At 67.4% G+C, this 20,189-nt stretch carries 20 protein-coding genes; 16 read left to right on the forward strand and 4 right to left on the reverse strand.

The features are described from left to right. Positions 1–166: 166 nt before the first annotated feature. From OID54_RS36410 to OID54_RS36450, 9 genes are all read left to right on the forward strand, one after another. The gene (locus OID54_RS36410) at positions 167–1,465 is read left to right on the forward strand and encodes an alpha/beta fold hydrolase (protein WP_329026785.1); all 1,299 of its coding nucleotides are present in this window, start codon (positions 167–169) and stop codon (positions 1,463–1,465) included. Positions 1,466–1,515: 50 nt separating this feature from the next. Beyond that, the gene (locus tag OID54_RS36415; RefSeq protein ID WP_329026787.1) at positions 1,516–2,274 is read left to right on the forward strand and encodes a PIG-L deacetylase family protein; all 759 of its coding nucleotides are present in this window, start codon (positions 1,516–1,518) and stop codon (positions 2,272–2,274) included. A gap of 314 nt (positions 2,275–2,588) precedes the next feature. Further along, positions 2,589–4,220 (forward strand): ABC transporter substrate-binding protein, encoded by a 1,632-nt coding sequence (locus OID54_RS36420; RefSeq protein WP_329026789.1) that lies wholly within the window; start codon positions 2,589–2,591, stop codon positions 4,218–4,220. 62 nt (positions 4,221–4,282) lie between these two features. Next, the gene (locus OID54_RS36425; protein WP_329027993.1) at positions 4,283–5,248 is read left to right on the forward strand and encodes an ABC transporter permease; all 966 of its coding nucleotides are present in this window, start codon (positions 4,283–4,285) and stop codon (positions 5,246–5,248) included. After that, complete coding sequence (locus tag OID54_RS36430; protein WP_329026791.1) at positions 5,241–6,119, forward strand: ABC transporter permease; 879 nt, start codon at positions 5,241–5,243, stop codon at positions 6,117–6,119. The genes OID54_RS36425 and OID54_RS36430 overlap by 8 nt, the downstream gene beginning before the upstream one ends. A 41-nt stretch (positions 6,120–6,160) precedes the next feature. After that, positions 6,161–7,078, forward strand: coding sequence for an ABC transporter ATP-binding protein (locus OID54_RS36435; RefSeq protein WP_329027995.1), 918 nt, complete (start codon positions 6,161–6,163; stop codon positions 7,076–7,078). Positions 7,079–7,323: 245 nt separating this feature from the next. Beyond that, positions 7,324–7,986 carry an ABC transporter ATP-binding protein gene (locus tag OID54_RS36440; RefSeq protein WP_329026793.1) on the forward strand — a complete coding sequence of 221 codons (663 nt, stop codon included), beginning with the start codon at positions 7,324–7,326 and terminating at the stop codon, positions 7,984–7,986. A 287-nt stretch (positions 7,987–8,273) separates the two neighbouring features. Then, the gene (locus OID54_RS36445) at positions 8,274–9,017 is read left to right on the forward strand and encodes a class I SAM-dependent DNA methyltransferase (RefSeq protein WP_329026795.1); all 744 of its coding nucleotides are present in this window, start codon (positions 8,274–8,276) and stop codon (positions 9,015–9,017) included. 344 nt (positions 9,018–9,361) lie between these two features. After that, the gene (locus OID54_RS36450) at positions 9,362–9,556 is read left to right on the forward strand and encodes a hypothetical protein (RefSeq protein WP_329026797.1); all 195 of its coding nucleotides are present in this window, start codon (positions 9,362–9,364) and stop codon (positions 9,554–9,556) included. A gap of 72 nt (positions 9,557–9,628) precedes the next feature. Here OID54_RS36450 and OID54_RS36455 read toward each other — a convergent pair whose 3' ends face one another. Continuing rightward, the gene (locus tag OID54_RS36455; RefSeq protein WP_329026799.1) at positions 9,629–9,994 is read right to left on the reverse strand and encodes a DUF779 domain-containing protein; all 366 of its coding nucleotides are present in this window, start codon (positions 9,992–9,994) and stop codon (positions 9,629–9,631) included. 311 nt (positions 9,995–10,305) lie between these two features. Between OID54_RS36455 and OID54_RS36460 the strand changes: the two genes are divergently transcribed. After that, positions 10,306–10,752 carry a nitroreductase family deazaflavin-dependent oxidoreductase gene (locus tag OID54_RS36460; RefSeq protein ID WP_329027997.1) on the forward strand — a complete coding sequence of 149 codons (447 nt, stop codon included), beginning with the start codon at positions 10,306–10,308 and terminating at the stop codon, positions 10,750–10,752. A gap of 181 nt (positions 10,753–10,933) precedes the next feature. Beyond that, entirely contained in the window at positions 10,934–11,113 is a 180-nt protein-coding gene (locus OID54_RS36465; RefSeq protein ID WP_329026801.1) for a hypothetical protein, read from the forward strand. 71 nt (positions 11,114–11,184) lie between these two features. Here the strand turns inward: OID54_RS36465 and OID54_RS36470 are convergent, their stop codons facing one another. After that, positions 11,185–12,561: a PAS domain-containing protein gene (locus tag OID54_RS36470; protein ID WP_329026803.1), complete on the reverse strand. Its 1,377-nt coding sequence runs from the start codon at positions 12,559–12,561 to the stop codon at positions 11,185–11,187. A gap of 224 nt (positions 12,562–12,785) precedes the next feature. Further along, on the reverse strand, positions 12,786–13,415 hold the full coding sequence (locus tag OID54_RS36475; protein ID WP_329026805.1) for a class I SAM-dependent methyltransferase: 630 nt from the start codon (positions 13,413–13,415) through the stop codon (positions 12,786–12,788). A 311-nt stretch (positions 13,416–13,726) separates the two neighbouring features. On the opposite strand from OID54_RS36475, the gene OID54_RS36480 reads away from it, so the two are divergent. Together OID54_RS36480 and OID54_RS36485 are read left to right on the forward strand one after the other, a co-directional pair. Continuing rightward, positions 13,727–14,356, forward strand: a complete 630-nt coding sequence (locus tag OID54_RS36480) for an ATP-binding protein (RefSeq protein ID WP_329026807.1) — start codon at positions 13,727–13,729, stop codon at positions 14,354–14,356. Between the two features lie 159 nt (positions 14,357–14,515). Continuing rightward, positions 14,516–14,884, forward strand: a complete 369-nt coding sequence (locus OID54_RS36485; RefSeq protein ID WP_329026808.1) for a hypothetical protein — start codon at positions 14,516–14,518, stop codon at positions 14,882–14,884. A gap of 43 nt (positions 14,885–14,927) precedes the next feature. On the opposite strand, the gene OID54_RS36490 is transcribed toward OID54_RS36485, so the two are convergent. Beyond that, positions 14,928–16,169: a cytochrome P450 family protein gene (locus tag OID54_RS36490; RefSeq protein WP_329026810.1), complete on the reverse strand. Its 1,242-nt coding sequence runs from the start codon at positions 16,167–16,169 to the stop codon at positions 14,928–14,930. Between the two features lie 708 nt (positions 16,170–16,877). Here OID54_RS36490 and OID54_RS36495 point away from each other — a divergent pair. The 3 genes from OID54_RS36495 to OID54_RS36505 are packed head-to-tail and all read left to right on the forward strand — an operon-like array spanning position 16,878 to position 20,158. Then, a complete protein-coding gene (locus tag OID54_RS36495) occupies positions 16,878–18,110 on the forward strand; it encodes a hypothetical protein (protein WP_329026811.1) in 1,233 nt (410 codons plus the stop codon). A 30-nt stretch (positions 18,111–18,140) separates the two neighbouring features. After that, positions 18,141–19,088: a hypothetical protein gene (locus tag OID54_RS36500; RefSeq protein ID WP_329026812.1), complete on the forward strand. Its 948-nt coding sequence runs from the start codon at positions 18,141–18,143 to the stop codon at positions 19,086–19,088. After that, positions 19,085–20,158 carry an ATP-binding protein gene (locus OID54_RS36505; protein WP_329026813.1) on the forward strand — a complete coding sequence of 358 codons (1,074 nt, stop codon included), beginning with the start codon at positions 19,085–19,087 and terminating at the stop codon, positions 20,156–20,158. Before OID54_RS36500 ends, OID54_RS36505 begins: the two co-directional genes overlap by 4 nt. Positions 20,159–20,189 lie beyond the last annotated feature (31 nt).

Genomic DNA, 20,189 nt, shown 5'->3' on the forward strand with positions numbered 1-20,189 from the left:
CCTGCCTGACGTGCCCGCCGCTGCTTCCTGTCGGTGCCGTTTGATCCTGAGGAGGCCGCCCGGTCCGGCTCCCAGACATCATCGTCGCAAATCGGACCCTGTCTCTCCGGTCGTATTCGCCTATGTGATCCCATGGGCGAGCGCCATGCAGAGAACAGGAGCACCAGTGACCAGCTATCGCCAGCCCGGGGTCGTCCTCACGGACCGCCGCTTCACCGTGCCGCTCGACCACACCGATCCCGACGGCGAACAGGTGGAGCTGTTCGGACGCGAGGTGGTGGCCGGCTCACGGGCCGCCGACGCACTGCCCTGGCTCATCTATCTGGAGGGCGGCCCCGGCTTCGGCGCCCGCCGCTTCACCGGTCGCGGCGCTTGGCTGGGGCGCGCCGTCCAGGATTACCGCGTACTCCTCCTCGACCAGCGCGGCACCGGACGCTCCACCCCGCAGAACCGCCAGACGCTCGCAGCCCGCGGCGATGCCGTGGCACAGGCCGCCCACCTCGCCCACTTCCGCGCCGACAGCATCGTGCGCGACTGCGAAGCCATCAGGCCACATCTGACCGGTGGCGCCCCCTGGAGCGTGCTCGGCCAGAGCTTCGGCGGATTCTGCGCCACCCACTACCTGTCCAGCGCCCCCGAGGGCCTGCGCGAGGTCTTCATCACCGGAGGGCTGCCCTCCCTCGACGGCCACGCCGACGACGTCTACCGCGCCGCCTACCCCCGTATCCAGCGGAAGGTGGAGGCCCACTACGCCCGCTATCCCCAGGACGTCCGTCGGGCGCGTCGCATCGCCGCCCATCTCGCCGAACACCGACCCGTACTGCCCAACGGCTACACCCTCACCCCGGAGGCGTTCCAGTCCCTCGGCATCCTGCTCGGCGGCGGCGACGGCAGTCACCAGCTCCACTACCTGCTGGAAGGCGCATTCGTCCGGGTCGGTGACCGGTACGAACTCTCCGACGCCTTCCAAGAAGCGGTCCTCGGCACGCTCTCTTTCGCCGGGCACCCCCTCTATGCGGTCCTCCACGAGGCGATCTACGGCCAGGGGAAGGAGCCGACCGGATGGGCGGCCGAACGCGTGAGGGGCGAGTTCCCGCAGTTCGACGCCGCCACCGCGCTCGCCGGTGACTCCCCACTCCTGTTCACCGGCGAGACCATCCACCCGTGGCACTTCGAGAGCGACCCGGCGCTGCGCCCCCTGCGCGAAACCGCCGAACTCCTCGCGGCCCGAACCGACTGGGACCCGCTGTACGACGCGGACCGGCTGGCCGCCAATGAAGTGCCGGTCGCCGCGGCCGTCTACCACGACGACATGTACGTGGACACCGAGCACTCCTTGCGGACCGCCCGCACCATCCGGGGACTGCGCACCTGGGTCACCGACGAGTTCGAACACGATGGGCTGCGCGCGGGCGGTCCCAAGGTCCTGGACCGGCTGATCGCCCTGGTCAGGGACGAGCTCTAGGAAGGCCGTGATACGGCGCCGAGCCTCGCGCGGCGCCGTATTCTGCGCGTATGACCGAGCTCGTGGACCACCCAGAGACCGACCAACTGCTCCCCATGCCGAAGGACTGGCAGCGTGCACTCGCCGTCGTGGCCCACCCCGACGACCTGGAATACGGATGCGCCGCGGCCATCGCGGTGTGGACCGACGGCGGCCGAGACGTCTCCTATCTGCTGGCCAGCCGCGGCGAGGCGGGCATCGACACCCTCGCCCCCGCCGAGTGCGCACCGCTGCGAGAACGGGAACAACGGGCGAGCGCGGCGGTCGTGGGCGTGTCGACGGTGGAGTTCCTCGACCACCGGGACGGCGTGATCGAGTACGGCACCGCCCTGCGACGGGACATCGCCGCCGCCATCCGGCGCCACCGCCCCGAGTTGGTCATCACCCTGAACCACCGGGACACCTGGGGCGGCACGGCTTGGAACACCCCCGACCACCGTGCGGTGGGACGGGCCACGCTGGACGCCGCCGCGGACGCGGGCAACCGCTGGATCTTTCCCGAACTGATCACCGACCAGGGTCTCGAACCGTGGAACGGGGTCCGCTGGGTCGCGGTCGCCGGGTCCACCGACCCCACCCACGCGGTGGACGCCACCGACGGGTTGGAGCGCTCCGTCCAGTCCCTGCTGGAGCACCGGACCTACATCGACGTGCTCACGGACGAGGACCCCGAGGCGTACTGCCGCTCCTTCCTGGTCGGTGCTGCCGAGGCCGCGGGAACGCGCTTCGGCGGGAAGCCCGCCGTCACCTTCGAGGTGTTCGGCCGCTGACCGGGGAGACTTCGGCGGCGCAGGCGGTGTCTGACGGCCCCGGGGCGGGGGAGTAGCCCCGGGGCCGCGCGCTGTAGCGGCCTCGCTCGGCACGGTGTGACAGGGCTGAAGGGCATGCACGATCGGGCAGCACGTGCTGGATTCTTCATGCCCCCGAAGTCGGCGCTGTCTCGTTGCGGTGCCGATCCACGGGAGGCCCTCGACCAGCCCTTGAGCAGCCTCCGACCGGGTCCGATGTACCAGCCATACTTTTGTGTGCTGTTTAATTGCGAGCGCTTTGTAATAACAGCTGATCTTCAGTAGGGGTGGGAGTCATGTTCGCCCGACCGACCCGAGCGACCGGTCCAGTCAGGTCGACCCGATCGATACGCGGCCTGGCGGCCGTAGCTGCCGCCACCGCACTGACCGCCGTCGCAGCCTGCTCCAACCCGAGCAGCGGCACCGCAGGAGCCAAGGGAGCCGGAGAGTCGGCGGTCGTCGGCATTGCCTACGAACCCGAGAGCCTCAGCCCCCTCCTCGGCTTCGGCAAGGACGGCAACTCCAAGATCTTCGACGGGTTGCTCACCTTCGACGCAGAGATGAAGCTCAAGCCCGCGCTGGCCTCGGCCCTCCCCACGATCAGCGCCGACGGACTGACCTACACCTACGCCCTGCGCAAGGGTGTGAAGTTCAGCGACGGCAAGCCCTTCACCGCCAAGGACGTCGTCTTCACCTACCAAACGATCCTCGACGCCAAGACCAACAACGCCTCCCGTTCGGAACTGGACGCGATCAAGGACGTCAAGGCGGTCGGCGACGACACCGTGGTCTTCACCCTGAAGTACCCCTATGCGCCGTTCGCCCAGCGCACGGTGCTCCCCATCGCACCCGAGCACATAGCCGGCCGTCAGGACGTCAACACCGGCCCCTTCACCACCAAGCCGATCGGTACCGGACCCTATGTCCTGACCAACTGGTCCAAGGGCGAGAAGATCCAGTTCAAGGCCAACCCCGGCTACTGGGGCGGCGCACCCAAGGTGAAGAAGTTCACCATGGCGATCATCAAGGACGACGACGTCCGCGCCACCCGACTCCGTGCCGGAGACCTCGACGGAGCCATCCTGCCGCCCAACCTCGCGGCTGGCTTCAAGGGCGACAAGGCGAAGAAGACCCACGCGGCCACCACGTACGACTACCGGACCGTCACCCTCCCCACGGGCAACAAGGTCGCCGGTGACACCGCGGTCCGACAGGCACTCGACATCGCTGTCGACCGTCAGACCATGGTCGACAAGATCCTCGAAGGTGCAGGAAAGCCCGCCTACGGCCCGGTGCCGACCGGCAGCGAGTGGTTCGCCCAGGGCACCGAACGCACCCATGACCTGACCCGTGCCAAGAAGATCCTCGACGACGCGGGTTGGAAGCCGGGCGGTGACGGCGTCCGCGTCAAGGACGGGGTACGGGCGGAGTTCCCGCTCTGGTACGTCTCCGGTGACAAGCTCCGCCAGGACCACGCCCTCGCCTACGCCTCCGACGCCAAGAAGGCGGGCATCTCGATCAAGACCCAGGCAGGCACCTGGGAGGTGATCGAGCCGAGGATGAAGCAGGACGCCGTGCTCGCGGGCGGCGGAGCCCCCGGTGACCCCGACTTCGACCAGTACCTGCTGCTCACCTCGTCACTCGCCGGCGACGGCTTCAACAACATGGCGTGGTACGACAACCCCGTCGTCGACAAGGCTCTCCAGGACGGCCGGAAGAGCGCGGACAAGTCCGTTCGGAAGGCCGCGTACGACACGGTCCAGCGGGAACTGGTGAAGAACCCCGGCTACACCTTCCTCACCCACATCGACCACCTCTACGTCGTCGACGACCAGTGGGAGGGGCTGACCAACCAGATCGAGCCCCATGACCACGGCCTCGCCTCCGGCCCCTGGTGGAACGTCGAGGACTGGACCCCGAAGAAGTGAAGTCCGCGCTCGTCGAGCAGGAGGCGGTGCCCGCGTCGGGACGCCGCCTCCCGTGGCTGGCGATGGCTCGGATGGCCGGGCGGCGCGCGCTCTTCGCCCTGCCCATCCTGATGGCGGTGACCTTCGGCGTGTTCGCGGTCGCAGCGGCCTCCCCGTTCGACCCGGTCAAGGCGTACACCGGCACCGCCGGACTCACCGCGAGCGAGCAGACGCTCGCCGAGATCCGGGCGAACCTCGGCGCGGACGAGCCCTTCGTCAACCGCTGGTGGAACTGGCTCATCAACGCACTCCAAGGTGACCTCGGAGACTCCAGCGTGATGCGTCAACCCGTCGTCGACGTCATCAGCGAACGCATCGGCTGGTCCGTGCTGCTGGCCGTCACCGCCTTCGCGATCGCCATCCTCCTCGGGACCGCGCTCGGTGTCCTGGCCGGACGTCGCCCGGGAGGCTGGCTCGACCGCGGCGTCAGCTCGGCCGCCTACACCCTCGAAGCCGCGCCCGCCTTCTGGCTCGGGCTGCTGGCCATCTGGTTCTTCGCACTCGAACTCGGCGTGCTACCGGCCGGCGGGCTCACCGACACCGCCAGCGACGTCGTCACCTTCGACCAGGTCGCCACCCATCTGGTGCTGCCGTCGGCCGTCCTCGGCGTCTCCCAGATGCCCTGGTTCTACCTCTACGTACGCCAAGGAGTCTCGGACGCGCTGGACGAGGACCCCGTCCGTGGCGCCCGCGCCCGTGGACTGAGCGAACGGACCGTGCTCCTCGGCCATGCCCTGCGTTCGGGGATGCTGCCCATGCTCACCCTCATCGGGTCCCGCGTGCCGGAGCTGATCACCGGGGCACTCCTGGTCGAGACGGTCTTCAGCTGGCCCGGTATCGCCGCGGCCACCGTCACCGCCGCCACCTCCGTGGACTTCCCCCTGTTGGCCGCACTCACCGTACTGGCGACCACCGCGGTGCTCCTCGGCAACCTCCTGTCCGATCTGCTCTACGGACTGGCCGACCCGAGAGTGGGCTTCGATGGCTGACACCCTGCCCACCACTGCGTGGCGCTCACGCGGTCGCACCCGCCGCTCCACGCGTACCGTTCGGTTCTGGTCCTCCGCGGTGATCGTCGCGCTGGTGACCCTCGCCGTACTCCTGGTGCCGCCCATCGTCCAGCTCGACGAACAAGCAGTCGATTTGTCGATGAAGCTTCAGCCGCCGTCCTGGGAACATCCCTTCGGCACCGATGACGTGGGCCGCGACCTGCTCCTCCGCTGTATCTACGGACTGCGGATCTCCCTCCTCGTGGGTCTCGTCGCCGCACTCGTCGCCACGGTCATCGGCACCCTCGTCGGCGCGGCGGCAGCAGCCTTCGGCGGTTGGACCGACCGTGTGGTGATGCGCCTGGTCGACACGTTCGCATCCGTACCGCATCTGCTCCTCGGCATCTTCATCGTGGCGATGTTCCGCCCCGGGGTGTGGCCCGTCGTCATCTCCGTCGCCCTCACCCACTGGCTCTCCACCGCCCGGATCGTGCGCTCGGAAGTGCTCTCGCTGCGCTCCCGACCCCACATCGACGCGGCGATCTCCGGCGGCGCGTCCCGACGCCGGGTGACCGTCCGCCATCTGCTCCCCAGCGTGCTGCCCCAAGCCGGCCTCGCGGCCGTGCTGATGGTGCCCCACGCTATGTGGCACGAATCCGCGCTCTCCTTCCTCGGGCTCGGCCTCCCCACCCACCAAGCCAGCCTCGGCAATCTGGTGCAAACCGCACGCAGTTCACTGCTGGCCGGCGACTGGTGGCCCACGCTTTTCCCCGGACTCTTCCTGATCGTTCCCACCCTCGCCATCGCCGGGCTCGCCGGCATCTGGCGGGACCGCATCAACCCACGTCGCCGATCGGAGCTGATGCTGTGAGCGCCGTACTGTCGGTACGTGACCTCTCCGTACGCTTCCGGATGCGCGGCGGCCGTCACATAGCCGCCGTCACCTCCGCCTCCTTCGACCTGGCACCGGGAGAGTGTCTGGTCCTCGTCGGAGAGAGCGGCTGCGGAAAGTCCGTCCTGGCGTCCGCACTGCTCGGCCTGCTGCCCGGCAACGCCCAGACCGCGGGCACCGCGACCGTCGGAGGCATCGAACTGCTGGGCGCGGACGAACGAACCCTCGCCCGCCGAGTACGCGGACGGCTCATAGGTCTCGTGCCGCAGAGCCCGGCCGCCCATCTCACCCCCGTACGGACCGTCGGCGCGCAGCTCGAAGAAACCCTGCGCGCCCTCACCGACACTCCTCGACGCGACCTGCGCTCCGCCGCCGTCGCAGCCGCCGGACGCGCCGCGTTCCCGGTGAGCCACCTCGACCGGTACCCGCACGAACTCTCCGGAGGGCTGGCGCAACGCGCCGCCACCGCGCTCGCCCTCATCGGCGACGCGCCGCTCCTGCTCGCCGACGAACCGACGACCGGACTCGACCGGGACCTGGTGAACCGCACGGCGGACGAGCTGCGTCGACACACCGACGACGGCCGCGCCCTCCTCATGATCACGCACGACCTTGCGGCAGCCGAACGCATCGCTGACCGGATCGCCGTCATGTACGCCGGAAGGATCGTCGAACTCGCCGACGCTACGACGTTCTTCGGGGCCCCAGGACCCCGTCATCCCTATGCGCGCGGGTTGCTCGCAGCCCTCCCGGAGCGGGACTTCACCGCGATCCCCGGAATGCCACCGGAACTCGGCGACCTCCCGGACGGCTGTGCATTCGCGGCACGCTGCGACTGTGCAACGGAACTCTGCGGAACACGCCCGGCCCTGACCGCACAGGTGGCCTGCCATCACCCCGTGATGTCGACGACGGAGCAGGAGTCGGCACATGCCTAGGCCGCTTCGCGAAAGTGGCGCTGTCCACGTGCTGGGCGGGGGGCGATTCTGGCGTGTCGTCGGCGTGACGCCCGGCGGACATGTGCGGCGTGTTGCCGCTCCGGTCCTGTCCCCGTCGAGCGTCCCTCGGGCGCGCCGTCCCATCGGGGGAGCCGAACACGCCCTCCCCCAGGACATCGGCCGCAGGGCCGCGCACCACCCGGGCGGCCTTGTACACCTCCCGTTCGCCGGTCAGGAGCCCCGCCGTGCTTGAACTCCACGAGATCACCGCCGGGTACGACCGCCGCGCACCTGCGGTACGGGGTGCGTCCCTCACCCTCGATCAGGGCGAGTCCATCGGCTTGCTCGGCCCGAGCGGGTGCGGCAAATCGACCCTCGCGAAGGTCGCCGCGCTGCTTCACCGCCCGTACCAGGGCCACGTCCGCATCGACGGTCAACCGGTCCACGGCTGGCGACACTCCGCGCCTCAGGCGCAGCGCACCGCGATCGGCGTCGTGTTCCAACAACCGAGGCTCTCCGCAGACCCCCGACTCGCGCTCAAGGACCTCATGGCGGAACCCCTGCGGGCCACCGGGCGACGCGCTGAGATCGTGCCGCGCATCAAGGAACTGTCCGCAGCGGTCGGACTCACCGAGGAACTGCTCAACCGGCGCCCCCACGAGGTGAGTGACGGCCAACTGCAACGTGCCTGCCTCGCCCGCGCTCTGGTCCTGCGGCCACGATGGCTCGTGTGCGATGAGATGACCGCGATGCTGGACGCCTCGACCACGGCCGCGCTGGTCGCCGTTGTCGAGGAGTACCGCCGCGAGAGCGGCGCCGGACTTCTCGCCGTCGGCCACGACCGGGTGTTGTTGGAACGCTGGTGTGATCGAACGATCCAATGGCCCGACATCGTCGACGGCGGCTGAACCACTCCCGAGCAGTGGTGGATCCGGACGGTCCTGTGGGTGCCACCGGCGGTGATTGCGGTGTTCCGGAGAACAACACTCCACCAGCAGTCCCGGTCGGTCGGTCCCTCTCGCGACAGCCGCTCGTTCCACCCGCCTCGCAGGTGGACGGCGCGTGCCGTGGATTCGGGGGAACGACCTTGTTCACGGTACTGGTGTCCTACGGTGTGCTCTCGGCGGTGAAGAGGAGCAGCCGCCCCACAAAAATCCGGACGCGTCACGCCGACCGCAATCGATAGCTTCGTCCCATGCATGAAAACGACGGATACTTCGGAGAGTCGATCGCCGCCACCTACGACGAGTCATACGCGAGCATATTCGATTCGGTTGCTGTAGGCCCGACGGTCGATCTATTGGCCGAACTCGCCGGCGACGGCCCGGCCCTGGAGTTCGGCATCGGCACCGGTCGGGTCGCACTTCCCCTGGCGGCCCGCGGGGTGACGGTCCACGGCATCGACCTTTCCCGGGCGATGGTCGACAGGTTGAGTGCCAAACCGGGCGGGGACACCATCGACATCACGGTGGGGGACTTCGCGACGACGCGGGTGGCGGGCGACTTCACCCTCGCCTACCTCGTCTTCAACACGATCAACAATCTGACCACCCAGGACGCGCAGGTGGACTGCTTCCGCAACGCCGCCGCCCATCTGCGGCCGGGCGGCCGGTTCGTCGTCGAAGTGGGGGTGCCGGACCTGCGCCTCCTGCCGCCCGGACAGAGCGCCGTGCCGTTCCACATCAGCGCCACGCGGTGGGCGTTCGACACCTACGACGTCGCCACCCAGGCGATGAGTTCCAACTACGTCACCGTGGGCGAGGGAGGGCAGGCCAAGCACACGTCCATTCCGTTCCGCTATGTATGGCCGGCAGAGTTGGACCTCATGGCCCAACTCGCCGGGCTGCGGCTGTCCGACCGATGGGAGGGATGGTCACGAGAGCCGTTCACGAACGAGAGCCGCCAACACGTTTCCGTCTGGGAGAAGCCGTCCATCTGATCGGATGAGCAGGCGCCGTCCTATACGCATTGATCTGACGGATCATCAGAAGAGTATGAGAAGTGGGCCACGACCGTAGCGGTGGCCCACCTCTGCGCCGATCCGGGCTCTGCGTCATCGCCCGCACCATTCAGTTCGTCCGTCGGCTGCTTCAGGCGCCGCCTCCCCAACACCTCGCAGGGCGAAGGTCGATCGCTCTCTCGGCGCCCCGCCGTCCATCAGTCCCCCCGAGCGCGTTCGCCAACCACCCGTACGGCCGACACGCCACGGCCGCCCCAAGGCCACCTGCTACGCCAGACTGACGGCCGAATGCCGCAATTCCGGCACGGTATAGGAGGTTGGCGATGGCCATTTCGATCTCGGTAGTGCTGCTCTTGGTGGTGCTCGCGGCGGTCTTTCTCCGCAGCGGCGGGCTGAAGTTCTCCCACGCCCTGGTCTGCGCGCTGCTCGGCTTCTTCCTCGCCAGCACCAGCATGGCCCCGACTATCTACGAAGGCGTCGCGGCCACCGCCGAGGTCGTGAGCAGCCTGCACCCTTAGGTCGTGCCTTCGAAGTGGCGCCGTCCCGTGAAGTAGGCCGTACGCCCGGGCCGGCTGTCGCGCTGGGGGTCGTTAGGCTTCGTCGGCGTTGACCAGACGGGAGCGGATCAAGAACCTCACCCCCTCGGGTGCCTCCAACGAGAACCCACTGCCGCGACCTTCCACCACGTCGACGATGAGTCGGGTGTGGCTCCACAACTCGTACTGACTGCGTGACATCCAGAAGGGGACCGTTTCCGCCAACCCTTCTACCCGGAGGTCCTCCAGAAGGATGTCAGAGGCGCCGGTACGAAACTCTCCGCGCGGGAAGCACATGGGGGCGCTTCCGTCACAGCAGCCACCTGACTGATGGAACATCAAAGGACCGTGCGTCAGACTCAGCCGTCGTAGCAGCGAGGCGGCGGTCTCGGTCAGCTCCACGCGCGGGCGTTCCGTCATCCCTCCAGCAGACCACTTCGGCGGTTGCAACACCGTTGCCGATCGGATCGGTTGCCCACGGATCTGCATGCGTTGCCGACGCGTCGGGGGTGAGGCATGACCAGCCCCTTTGTGTCCCTCCTCTGGAGGTCCTCGGGGTAGCCGGCCTACCCGACCTGATGATGATCGGCCGAATCTCGGCCATCGGTGGGATTCCGCAGGGGTGGTGGAGCCGGCCGCACACCGTTGCTGCGGAACCAACGCACCGTTCTGGCACGTTGGTTCCTTGACCGAGGCCCCCGGGCCGAGCGCACGAGGACGGGATGGAAGACATGCCACTGGAGGGCGAGTACGAGCCGAGCCCGGAGAAGTGGGTCCGCGACCAGGTCGAGTTGTACGAGAGCTCCGGAGGCACCAAGGGGGCGTCGATCCAGGGCATGCCGGTGGTCGTGCTCACCCATCGGGGAGCCAAGACCGGAAAGCTCCGCAAGTCACCTGTGATGAGGGTCGAGCACGACGGCCGGTATGCGGCGGTCGCCTCCATCGGCGGCGCCCCCAAGAATCCGCTCTGGTACCACAATCTGCGCGTGCATCCGTTCCTGGAGCTCCAGGACGGACCGGTGGGGCGGGACATGGTCGCTCGGGAGGTCACCGGTGCAGAGAAGGCTGAGTGGTGGGATCGCGCGGTCGCGGTGTTCCCGCACTACGCCAAGTATCAGGAGAAGACGGACCGGGAGATCCCCGTCTTCGTGCTGGAAGCGGTCTCGACGACCGAATGACGTGGATGGGCGCCGTTCGAGGGCCTCATGCGGGCCGGGACCTCGGAGCGGCGCCGACTCCGCTCCGAGGTCCTGGTCCGCACACCCATGGGCATCCAGCCATCCACTACCCATCGGTGGTCCCACCACGGATGTCCGTGGTGGGTGGCTCACCTCAGCCGAACGCGCCGCACCTTAGGCCGTGATCACCCTCGCCACGCTGCTGACCGGCCAGGATGAGACGACAGCCTCTACGGTGACGACGCTGTTCGACTGCTTTTGGATCATGATCGGCACACTACCGACGCAGGAATTCAGTCAACACCGCGGCACGTTGCGAGGAGGTTGCAAGGTCATTGGCAACGGTGGGGGGACACGCTGATTTCGGCCCTCTTGCTCGTCGTGATCTCGACCTGGGAGACCCGGGAGTACGCAGGCGGTGTTCAGGTCCGTTCAGCTCTCCTCGGTTGTGAGGACACCGGCCTGATAGGCGCGTGCAACGAGGTGTGCCCGGTTCCTGGCATCGAGTCGGCGTTTGAGGGCACCGAGCCGCAGTCGTACCGTCGACTCGCCCATGCCCAACTGCCGTGCTACCTGGGCGTCGGAGGCTCCGGCCGCCACCAGTTGAAGGATGGTCACCTCGTCTTCCGGCCAGCCTGAGGCATCGGCGGACTGGGAGGCGGGGCGTCGCGAGACCATCGCGATGAACTCCTGGGGATCTCCTGCGGAATCGTGGGCCAGTGTGAGCAGGAGGGACACCGGCACGGGTGAGCCGTCCTGGGGACGGATGAGTTCGGTGTCGACACGGTGCTGGGCGCGTCTACCGTCCAGCAGTTCACGCAACGCGGGCCGCACCCACGAGTCCGGCCCGTCCGCCGCGATGTCGATCAGGGCCATGCGTTGGAGTTCGGCCGCGCCGGATTCCAGGAGGGCCGCGAACGCCGGATTGACCTCCGCCAGTGCACCTTCCAGATCGATGACGGCGATGCCGACGGGTGAGCGCTCGAAGAGGGTCGCGAGTCGGGTCTCGCGTTCCACCATCCGGTCCCGGACCGCCATCTCCTCCGTGAGGTCGACGAAGACACCACCGACGGTGTCATCGCCCTGCTCCGATAGGGGGAACCGGTAGCCGAACGCATGGCCGAGCGTTCCGTCGGCCCGGGTGAACCTGGCCCGGAAGGAGCGGGGTCGGCCGTCCGTGATGACGGCCGATTCCTCGCCCTCCTCATCGCTCTGAGGTGGTCCGGCGGACCGGAAGTCCTCGGTCCGACGTCCGATGATCTCGGAGAGTTCCCTGCCGGCGGCACGGAGGAAGGCAGGGTTGGCCCACGTGTATCGGAGTTGGGAGTCCTTGGTGTAGGCCAGGGCGGGCAGGAGTTGCATAAAGGTGCGGAAGCGCTCCTCGGCTTCGGTCCAGGCGCGCTCGGCCTTCACTCGGGCTGTCATGTCGACGAACGTGCCGCCCACCAACACGGTGCCGTCCGGTTGCGGTACGGGGAACTTGTGGCCGACGAGGAACATGGTGGAACCGTCGGCGAGCCGAACCGTCTGTTCCATGCTCAGCGCCTCGCCAGTGGCGATGACCCGCTCGGTGGAGGGGGAGAACTGCTCGGCCGCACCCGGGCCGTGGAGTTCATCGGGATGGACGCCGAGCACGTCTTCGCGGGGCCGGTCCAGCCATCGCAGGAAGGTCTCGTTGACCCACACGAGCCGGTCCTCGCGGTCCGCGAGGAAGGAGAAGGCGGGGCTGTAGTCCATGAAGAGGACGAACCGACCGTCTGCGGCAGGTGCCTCGCCCCCGGCATGAGGACCGCCCTTGGAATCGTCCATGCGTGCCTTCCCGCGCCAGTCGGTCGCCGGGCGGCCAGGCATCCCGGTCTGGAGTGCGGAGCCTCACTCCGTGGCGTACATACACGTGGATTCTACTGCGAAGCTCTTGAAATCATCCAAAAAGGTAATTCCGCATCGATAGGTGAACGCGTTCTGGTGGGGGCGAGGGTCTCTCGGTTGTGCGGGTGGCAGCGGGAGTGGTCAGACGGCTCCGGTCGCCGCGCTCACCGCCGCCTTGCGTACACGAACACCTGCGGCTCGGTGATCGCTCCATCCGTCTCCGGGGTGAAGTCCAACTCCTCGGTTCGCAGGACCTCAAGGTCGGCAGCCTCCAGTAGTGCGGTGAACGCCTCCGCGGCAAAGCTCGTCACCTCGACCTCGTGCCCCATCCACTGCCCGACGGCGCCCTCCATGTCCAAGGTCACGGTCGCGGCCAGCAGGTGGCCGCCCGGACGGAGCCAGCGGGCGATCTTGCCGATGAGGTCCTTCTGGTCGGATCGGGGCATCTGCAAGAACGGATAGAAGGCGCAGACGGCATCCACGCTCGCGTCCGGCAGTTCCAGGGTCCGGGCGTCCTGATGGCGGAAGGATGCATTCGGCACCTGTCGGCGGGCGATCTCCACCATGCCGGGTGAGATGTCCACGCCGAGGACGCGGTGGCCCGCGTCCGCGAGTGTCTGCGCGGTGGGTCGCCCGGTTCCGCTCCCGATGTCGAGCACTTCGCTCGCCGGCGAGAGGTGCTCGGTCAGCCAGGTCAGCGCCGTTCGATGCGCTGGAGCATTGCCGAACGCCTGTTCGTATTTCAGTCCCAGTGCATCGAAGAGTTCTGCCGCGGGAGTCGGTCGCTGGGTCATCTCTACCTCCGGTGTTCGATCGCCGCTCGGGTCCTTTCCCTGATTCGCCCCCGGAATGCCTGTCGACGGGAAGCGGCTGCCCGGGTGCCCTGCCGAGTGGACCACTGATGACCCCGCTGTGACACCTCAAAATCCGACAAAGAGTCTTTTTAGTACTTGTCAAGAGGAATCGCACTCTTTGCTTGGCGGATGCGCCATGAAGAGCGTCCCCGCGCCCTGTGATCGGCGTCGCTCTCCGAGGAGCCTGGCAGAAGCGGACCTCTCAGGTTCGTACCGACCCGGCCGACGGCCCCGGAGGGAGAGGAACCACCATGCTCGACGCCCACTCGGATCTCACTCCCCTTGACCGGGCCGCGCGCCACTCGAAGGGTGAGGCCGGTACGGCCCCGGGTGCCGTGATGACCTGCTTCCGTCGGAGGCCCTCACCCACCGTGCACATCGATGCGCTGTGGGAGCCGAGCCCCGCCCGTCGGGCCGCCATCGGTGCGGTCGACGTGCCGACGTCACCCTCCGTCGTGACCGTGTTCTCCTGGCACCTCGCCCCGGACCTCACGGCCGTCGCGACGGCCCGTCGACTCATGCGGCTCCAGTTGACCGGATGGAACCTGGACGACATGGACGAGGACGCCTGCCTGATCACCTCGGAACTGGTGACCAACGCCCTGTTGCACGCCCAGGGAACCGTCGTCCTCACGGTCAGGCTCGTCCAGGGGCACGGCCCCGAGGGGGCCGTCATACGGATCGAGGTCCAGGACCAGGGGCCGTGCGACGAGGCGAAGCAGAGCATGCCGTTGCCTCCCGCAACGCCGTCCGCGGACATGGACACGGGCGGCCGGGGGCTGCATCTGGTGGCCCATCTGGCCGAGATCTGGGGGGAGTCCGGCACTCCGGAGGGCCATGTCGTCTGGGCCGATCTGCGTGGGTCCGGACAGACCTGCTAGGACACGGCCGCGCGGGATCCCGCTGGCGCCCGCTGTTTCTCGATGCACTCGACGAAACTCGATGGAAGCAGTAGCCCCCTGTGCCTTGAGCCACAGGGGGCCGGTGCCCATGTCCTCGCCGCCGAGGGCGAGTCACCGGGCGCCACGTAGGATCGCGGCGTGTTCGAAGCCCCACGGAAACCCGCCAGTGCGATCCGAGCCTTCGTGGTCCTCGCCCTGATCGCGATCCTGCCCTTCGTCCTTGCCGTCACCTCTCAGTCATCGACCGTCGTCAACGGCGAACTGACCGACTACAGCTACCTCAATCTCACCGCACTGCTCGGCGGTATCGCGGCTCTCTGGTACACGATCAAGACCTTCGCCGCGGCGCGAGCAGCCTCGGCCCTGACCGTGACGCTCTCGGTGGCACTGGTCCTCGTCGCCGTGGTGGCGCTGTTCCAGGTGGTGCGTGGCAGTGGGATGGTCCCGCGTGCCACCGAGTGCACGGCCTCACCCAGCTTCGACCTCTGTCGACCCAAGGGCCCCTGAGCGCCACTGATCCTGGACCTTCGAGGGGCTTTCCTTCGTCGGGCTATGCGGCACGCGCTGAACGGCCGAGGAGAACCGGCAGGGTGGTGATGTCGTTGCCGATGAAGGAGTGGAGGTGCTCCAACTCTCGCGGAGGCGTCGCGAGCGTCAGTTCGGGGAACCGGGCGAAGAGTGCCGGGAGGGCCACCGAGGCTTCGAGACGTGCCAACGGCGCGCCAAGGCAGTAGTGAATGCCATGGCCGAATGCGAGATGGGACTTCTCCTTCCGGCTGATGTCGAAGGTTTCGGGGTCGTCGTGGACCGAAGGGTCGCGGCCATGGGCACCGAACCCGATGATCATGGGGTCCCCGGCTCGTATCACGACCCCTTCCCCCAGATCGATGTCCTCGGTCGCCCAGCGCATCGGCATGTGCATCACGGAGGGATGCAGTCGCAGGGTCTCCTCGATGACATCGGCCCAGGTGGACGCATCGTTCAGCACAATGTCGAGCTGCCCCCGGTGGAGGAGGAGTTCCGTGACCGCGTGTCCGATGAGTGCGATGGCCGTGCCGCTGCCCGCCCCCAGCATCAGGATCAGCATGTCGATGAGTTCCTGCTCGCTCAGCCGGTCACCGCTCTCCTCGTGTGTGGCCAGGAGCAGACTCGTCATGTCCTCCCCGGGATGCCTGCGCTTGGTCTCGATGAGTTCGCGTATCGCGACTTCCAGCGCGCTGCTGACGGCGGCGGCTTCCTCCGCGGCCACCCCGGTGGAGAGGACCGCGTTGAACAACTCCAACATCGCCGGGCGTTGGGGGCCGGGTACACCGAAGAGGTCGCATATCACCCGGGTGGGCAGGGCGTAGGCGAACGCGGCGCGGAGATCCACCGGCTCGTCGCCGTCGTACGCCGCCAGGGCGTCGAGGAGATCGTGGACGACGGCCTCCACCCGAGGGCGCATCGCCTCGATGCGCCGGGGGGCGAAGACAGGCCCGACGAGCCGCCTGAGCCTTGTGTGGTCCCGGCCCTCGGCATTGAACATGCTCTCGGCGTCCACCCAGGGCACCAGCCAGGCCACGGCGCCCGGTTGATATCCCGGCTTGGACTGCTTTGCATCCCGGGAGACCGCCGGATGGGAGAGCAGCCTCTTGATGACGTCGCCACGGGTCACCGACCAGGCCACCACGTCCTCGGGCAGTCTGACGGGCACGGCGGGGCCGGCGTGGCGCAGGATTTCCACCTGCTCGTGTAATGGGGGGCCGCCAGCGCTTTCCAAGGTGATGCCGGGACAGGGGTCGAGGTTGGTCATGGGGTGGTACCTCCCGGGCTGCGAAGAGAGACCTGCGGGGTCATGGCGCACTGGGGCATTGCCTCGCCCCGATGTGTACCGCTTTCCATCAAAGGGGACTGGCTGACATGGCGCCAGACCGCGCGAGTCCATGAGGCGGGACACCGCCGCCTCTCCCTTCTCATCTGTCCATCCCGTGCCAAAGAACCAGCCCTCTGCCCCGGCCGACGGAAACCGCGCCACCTTCCTTGCACCCTGCCGCGACGCCCCGCGCCCGTCTCGCGGGCGACGCTGTAGGGCCCGGTCATCCGGGTGTTCGGCCCATGGGCTGGCTCCGGAGTGGAGGGCGGCGGGCACCGGTCCTTTCGAGGCGCTGGCCGTACGCCCGAACCCCCTCAGCGCCACCCGACGGCCGATTGATCCCCGGACGCAAGGGAATGAATCAGGAAGGCTGGGGATTTCCGATGTCAGCCGTCTATTGGAGCCGGGGGTTCCGATAGAAAGGGGGGTGGCGACGGTGGATATTTCGGGGAAGCCGAGTGGCTCTGTTGCCTGTTGCGGCATGATGGGCGGGACTGGCAGAAGGTGGTCAAGTCCTTCTGGTCAATGGTTGCTATTTTCTGTGCTGTTCTGCGGTTTCTGGTGCGGAAATGAAACCGCTCACTCATATTCGATCACTGATCCTGTGCGGGGAGATCGAGGTACGGGAACGGAGGGTCGCCGGTGAGCGTGAGTGTGTTACGCCTGGCCAGGGGAGTGGCAGGAGGGATTGCCCCGCCCAGAGTCGTCCTGGCTGCTCTGGGTGCCGTCGTGGTCGGAGTCGCCGTTGGTCAGGGGCTCAGCGCGGAGCAACTGGTGGAAGCCCCCTGGTATTTGTATCTGGCCGGCTTCCTGCTCGCGGTGGGGTTGTACGGAAGCACGCACGACATCGATCTCGGGGAAATGCGCCGTGATCTTCGTGTCCTCGTTCTGGCGGTAACCCTGGGGGTCCTTCTCAAGGCCCTCTTGATCGCCGGAGTGATGATCCTGGTCTTCGGGAAACCGGAGTATCTCGTTCTTGGTATTGCGGTGGCCCAGATCGATCCATTGTCCGTGGCAGCCATGAATAAGAGCCGTCGGATGTCTCCGCGGGCCAAGTCCCTGCTCGCGGCCTGGGCTTCATTCGACGATCCGATGACCGTGCTGCTCACGTTGTACTTCTCCGTGCTCGCCTTCCAGTTGTCGGACCGCTCGGGAGGACCGGCAGCCGGCACGGTCGGCGAAGGCTCCTCAGCCTTTCTGGCCGGCCTGGGTTGGAACCTCGTCCTGCTCCTTGCCGTCGCGGTGCTGTGGGGCGTGCCCCGCTGGTGGCTGCGTAGGGCACGGCGCCACCGGGGACCTCGGCCGACCGCTCGTACGGGGTCCGCACTGCCGGACGGCCTCGGTCTCCTACTGGCCCTGGTGCTGATCGCCGTTGCGGCGGGTTGGATGCTGATGGCTGCGGTGGCCGTTGCCGGACTCTTCCTCCGGGTGGGTCGGTACGGTCCCGTCGTCCAACGAGCCGTGTCCGTTGCCTTCGTCCTGGCCGCCTCGATCCTTGGGTTGCTGCTCGCAGAGGGGATCGCTCCTTGGCGCGGCTTCGTGCTGGGTCTCGCGGCGTTCGGCGCCCAAGTGGTCATCGGCTTGTGGGTCGCGCCACGGCTGATCTCGGGCCTTGGGCGGAGCGATCGGGTCCAGTTGGGCCTCGGCCAGCAGAACGGCATCACGGCCATCATTCTGGCGCTCGCCCTGGAGCCGGACTTCCCCGGGACGGTGGCCATCGTCGGACCCGCGATCCTCACGGTCAACGCGCTGTACTACGTCACCAACGGAGTCTGGGCGGCATGGGAGGACCGTACTGGAGGCCGATTCCACCAGGACCAGGAAGGCCCTTGCGGGCTGCTACAGGAGCCGATGGAGAGCGCCGATACAGCCAAGCCCTAGGGCGAACGGGGGATACGGGTGAGATGCGGCATGTGGTTGAGGGGTTGGGCCCTTCTGTGGTGCCTCGGCGCACTTCTGTTGCTGTCGGCCTCCCCTTCGGTGGGGGACGCCCTCGCGGTAGGGGAACGGGACGTCACAGCCGTGCCCGGTCTGACGGCTGCCACCCCCGGGGGGAACACGGATACGGGCAAGGGAGCCGGTGCCGACGATGTCCACACGGTGTACTGCCTGGCCAAGGAACGGCGCAAGGCGGTTGTGGACGCCGCGGTGCGACTCGGAGTCGCCACCAAGGCGAAGGGGAAGCCCGAACGGCTCCTTCCATCGCCACCGGGCCCCTCGCCGAAGGCCAGCGATTTCCGGACGGTGGAGGAGTGGGCTGAGGAGCGTAGGGATTCCTTCCGGCGGGTGTGCGCCGCGGTGATGGAGGCCGATGCCAACGCCTCGTCCGAACCGGGCGCATCGGGGCCGAGCCTGCTGGAGACCTTGGTGGCAGGGGCCCTGCTGGCCGTGCTCGGCGCGGGGCTCACCCTCCTCGGCGGAGCCAGCGAGCGCTCCTCCGCTCGGCGCAGGGCACAGGCCGACGAGTTGGACGGCGCGACGATCCGCTTCGCGCTCGCCGCTGAAGGCTATCTGTCCGTGTGGGAGGGGGAGCGCGATGCCTCCTACAGCGAACTCGACTCCACACGGAGTGAGTTGGTGGTGGCCCTGCGGAGATTCGGAGTGGCGGGCTCCCAGCGTGTTGAGGCCCTCGCCCTCGCCGGTTCCCTTCCGTTCGGCGAGCCCCTGTCGGACCAGACCGTGGGCGGGCCGCAAGGAAACCGACTCCTCAAGGAACACGAGAAGCAGGCGGAGGCGAATCGACAGCGAACCCTCCTCCAGTCCGCGCTGTCCGATGTTGAACGACTCGTCTCGACCTCCCTGCTGAGGCATGTGCGGCGGGTGCTCCCGGGTCGGGCACCGAGGGGTGGGCGCGTATGACCCCGGATGAGCCCGTCAACCCCTTCGGAATCCCGGCCCCCTTCGATGTCTTCGGATCGGGCGAGATCGTCAAGCCGACGGAGGACTGCCCGTTAGCCCCCTGGCGCATTCCCGGGCATCTCAACCTCTGGGTTCCAGTGGATCACACGGACGAATTGATCAGCTCATTCGCGGCCCGGGGCCCTCAGCCCATGAGAATCGTCTCCAGCGATCCGGGTACGGGATACGTCGTCGTCGTGAGCGGGTCGACCGGTTCCGGGAAGACGTCCCTGATCAATTGGTGTATTGACGATCTATCGCGCCGGGTCAATGACTACCTGGGTCGCTCCAGCGTATTGGAAGGCGGACTGTGGGAGCCGCACAGTGGATATGACGGTGTGCACGTCGTCACCATGCGCGGATTCCGCAACCAGGACAACGGATTCAGCCATGAGGACGGCATCACCCTCAGTGTTTCGGATCTGAACCGCAAGATAGCCCAAGAGGTGCTCCGCAAGCTGGTGCGGGCGAAGGTGCTGACGAAGGAGACGGAGAAGACCGCACTGAGCTTTCGGTTCGTGTCCGACATGTATGCCTTGATCAGCGAGGAACTCGGCATCAGGGACCATGTCCTCATGATCGTGGTGCCGCATGTGAACTGGCGGAACCCAAAAGCCAGTCAACAATTCCTGGGTAGCTGTCACAGTCATGCCAAAGCCGGTATCGTCTTCTTTTTGGAGAGTTCTGGAAGCAGCATCGGTCAGGATGTCGAAGTGGCCTTTCATCAGTATCAGTCGACGCATCTGATGCATCTGGAGATGGGGCAGATCAAGGCCGATGACTGGGCTAGCTTCATACGCCAGCGGACGGCGGACGGTGGCCTTCCCGGCAAGGCCGTGAAAATTGCCGACGAAGTCATCTCCACTAGTCCAGAAGAGCATTTGTACAGCAATGTCAGAGAACTTCAGACATTTCTCTATGCGATCTCCCAGGAGGTCATCGCAGCCGGACAAGAGGAGATCGACATGGACCGACTCAGTGCATTCGCCCTCAACTTCGGTCCGCCTGACCTCGGCGACCTTGGATACTGACCGGCTCGACCTGTAGCGCGAGGAGGGATCA

The organism is Streptomyces sp. NBC_00690, assembly GCF_036226685.1.
In the GTDB taxonomy this organism is placed as follows: Bacteria; Actinomycetota; Actinomycetes; order Streptomycetales; family Streptomycetaceae; genus Streptomyces.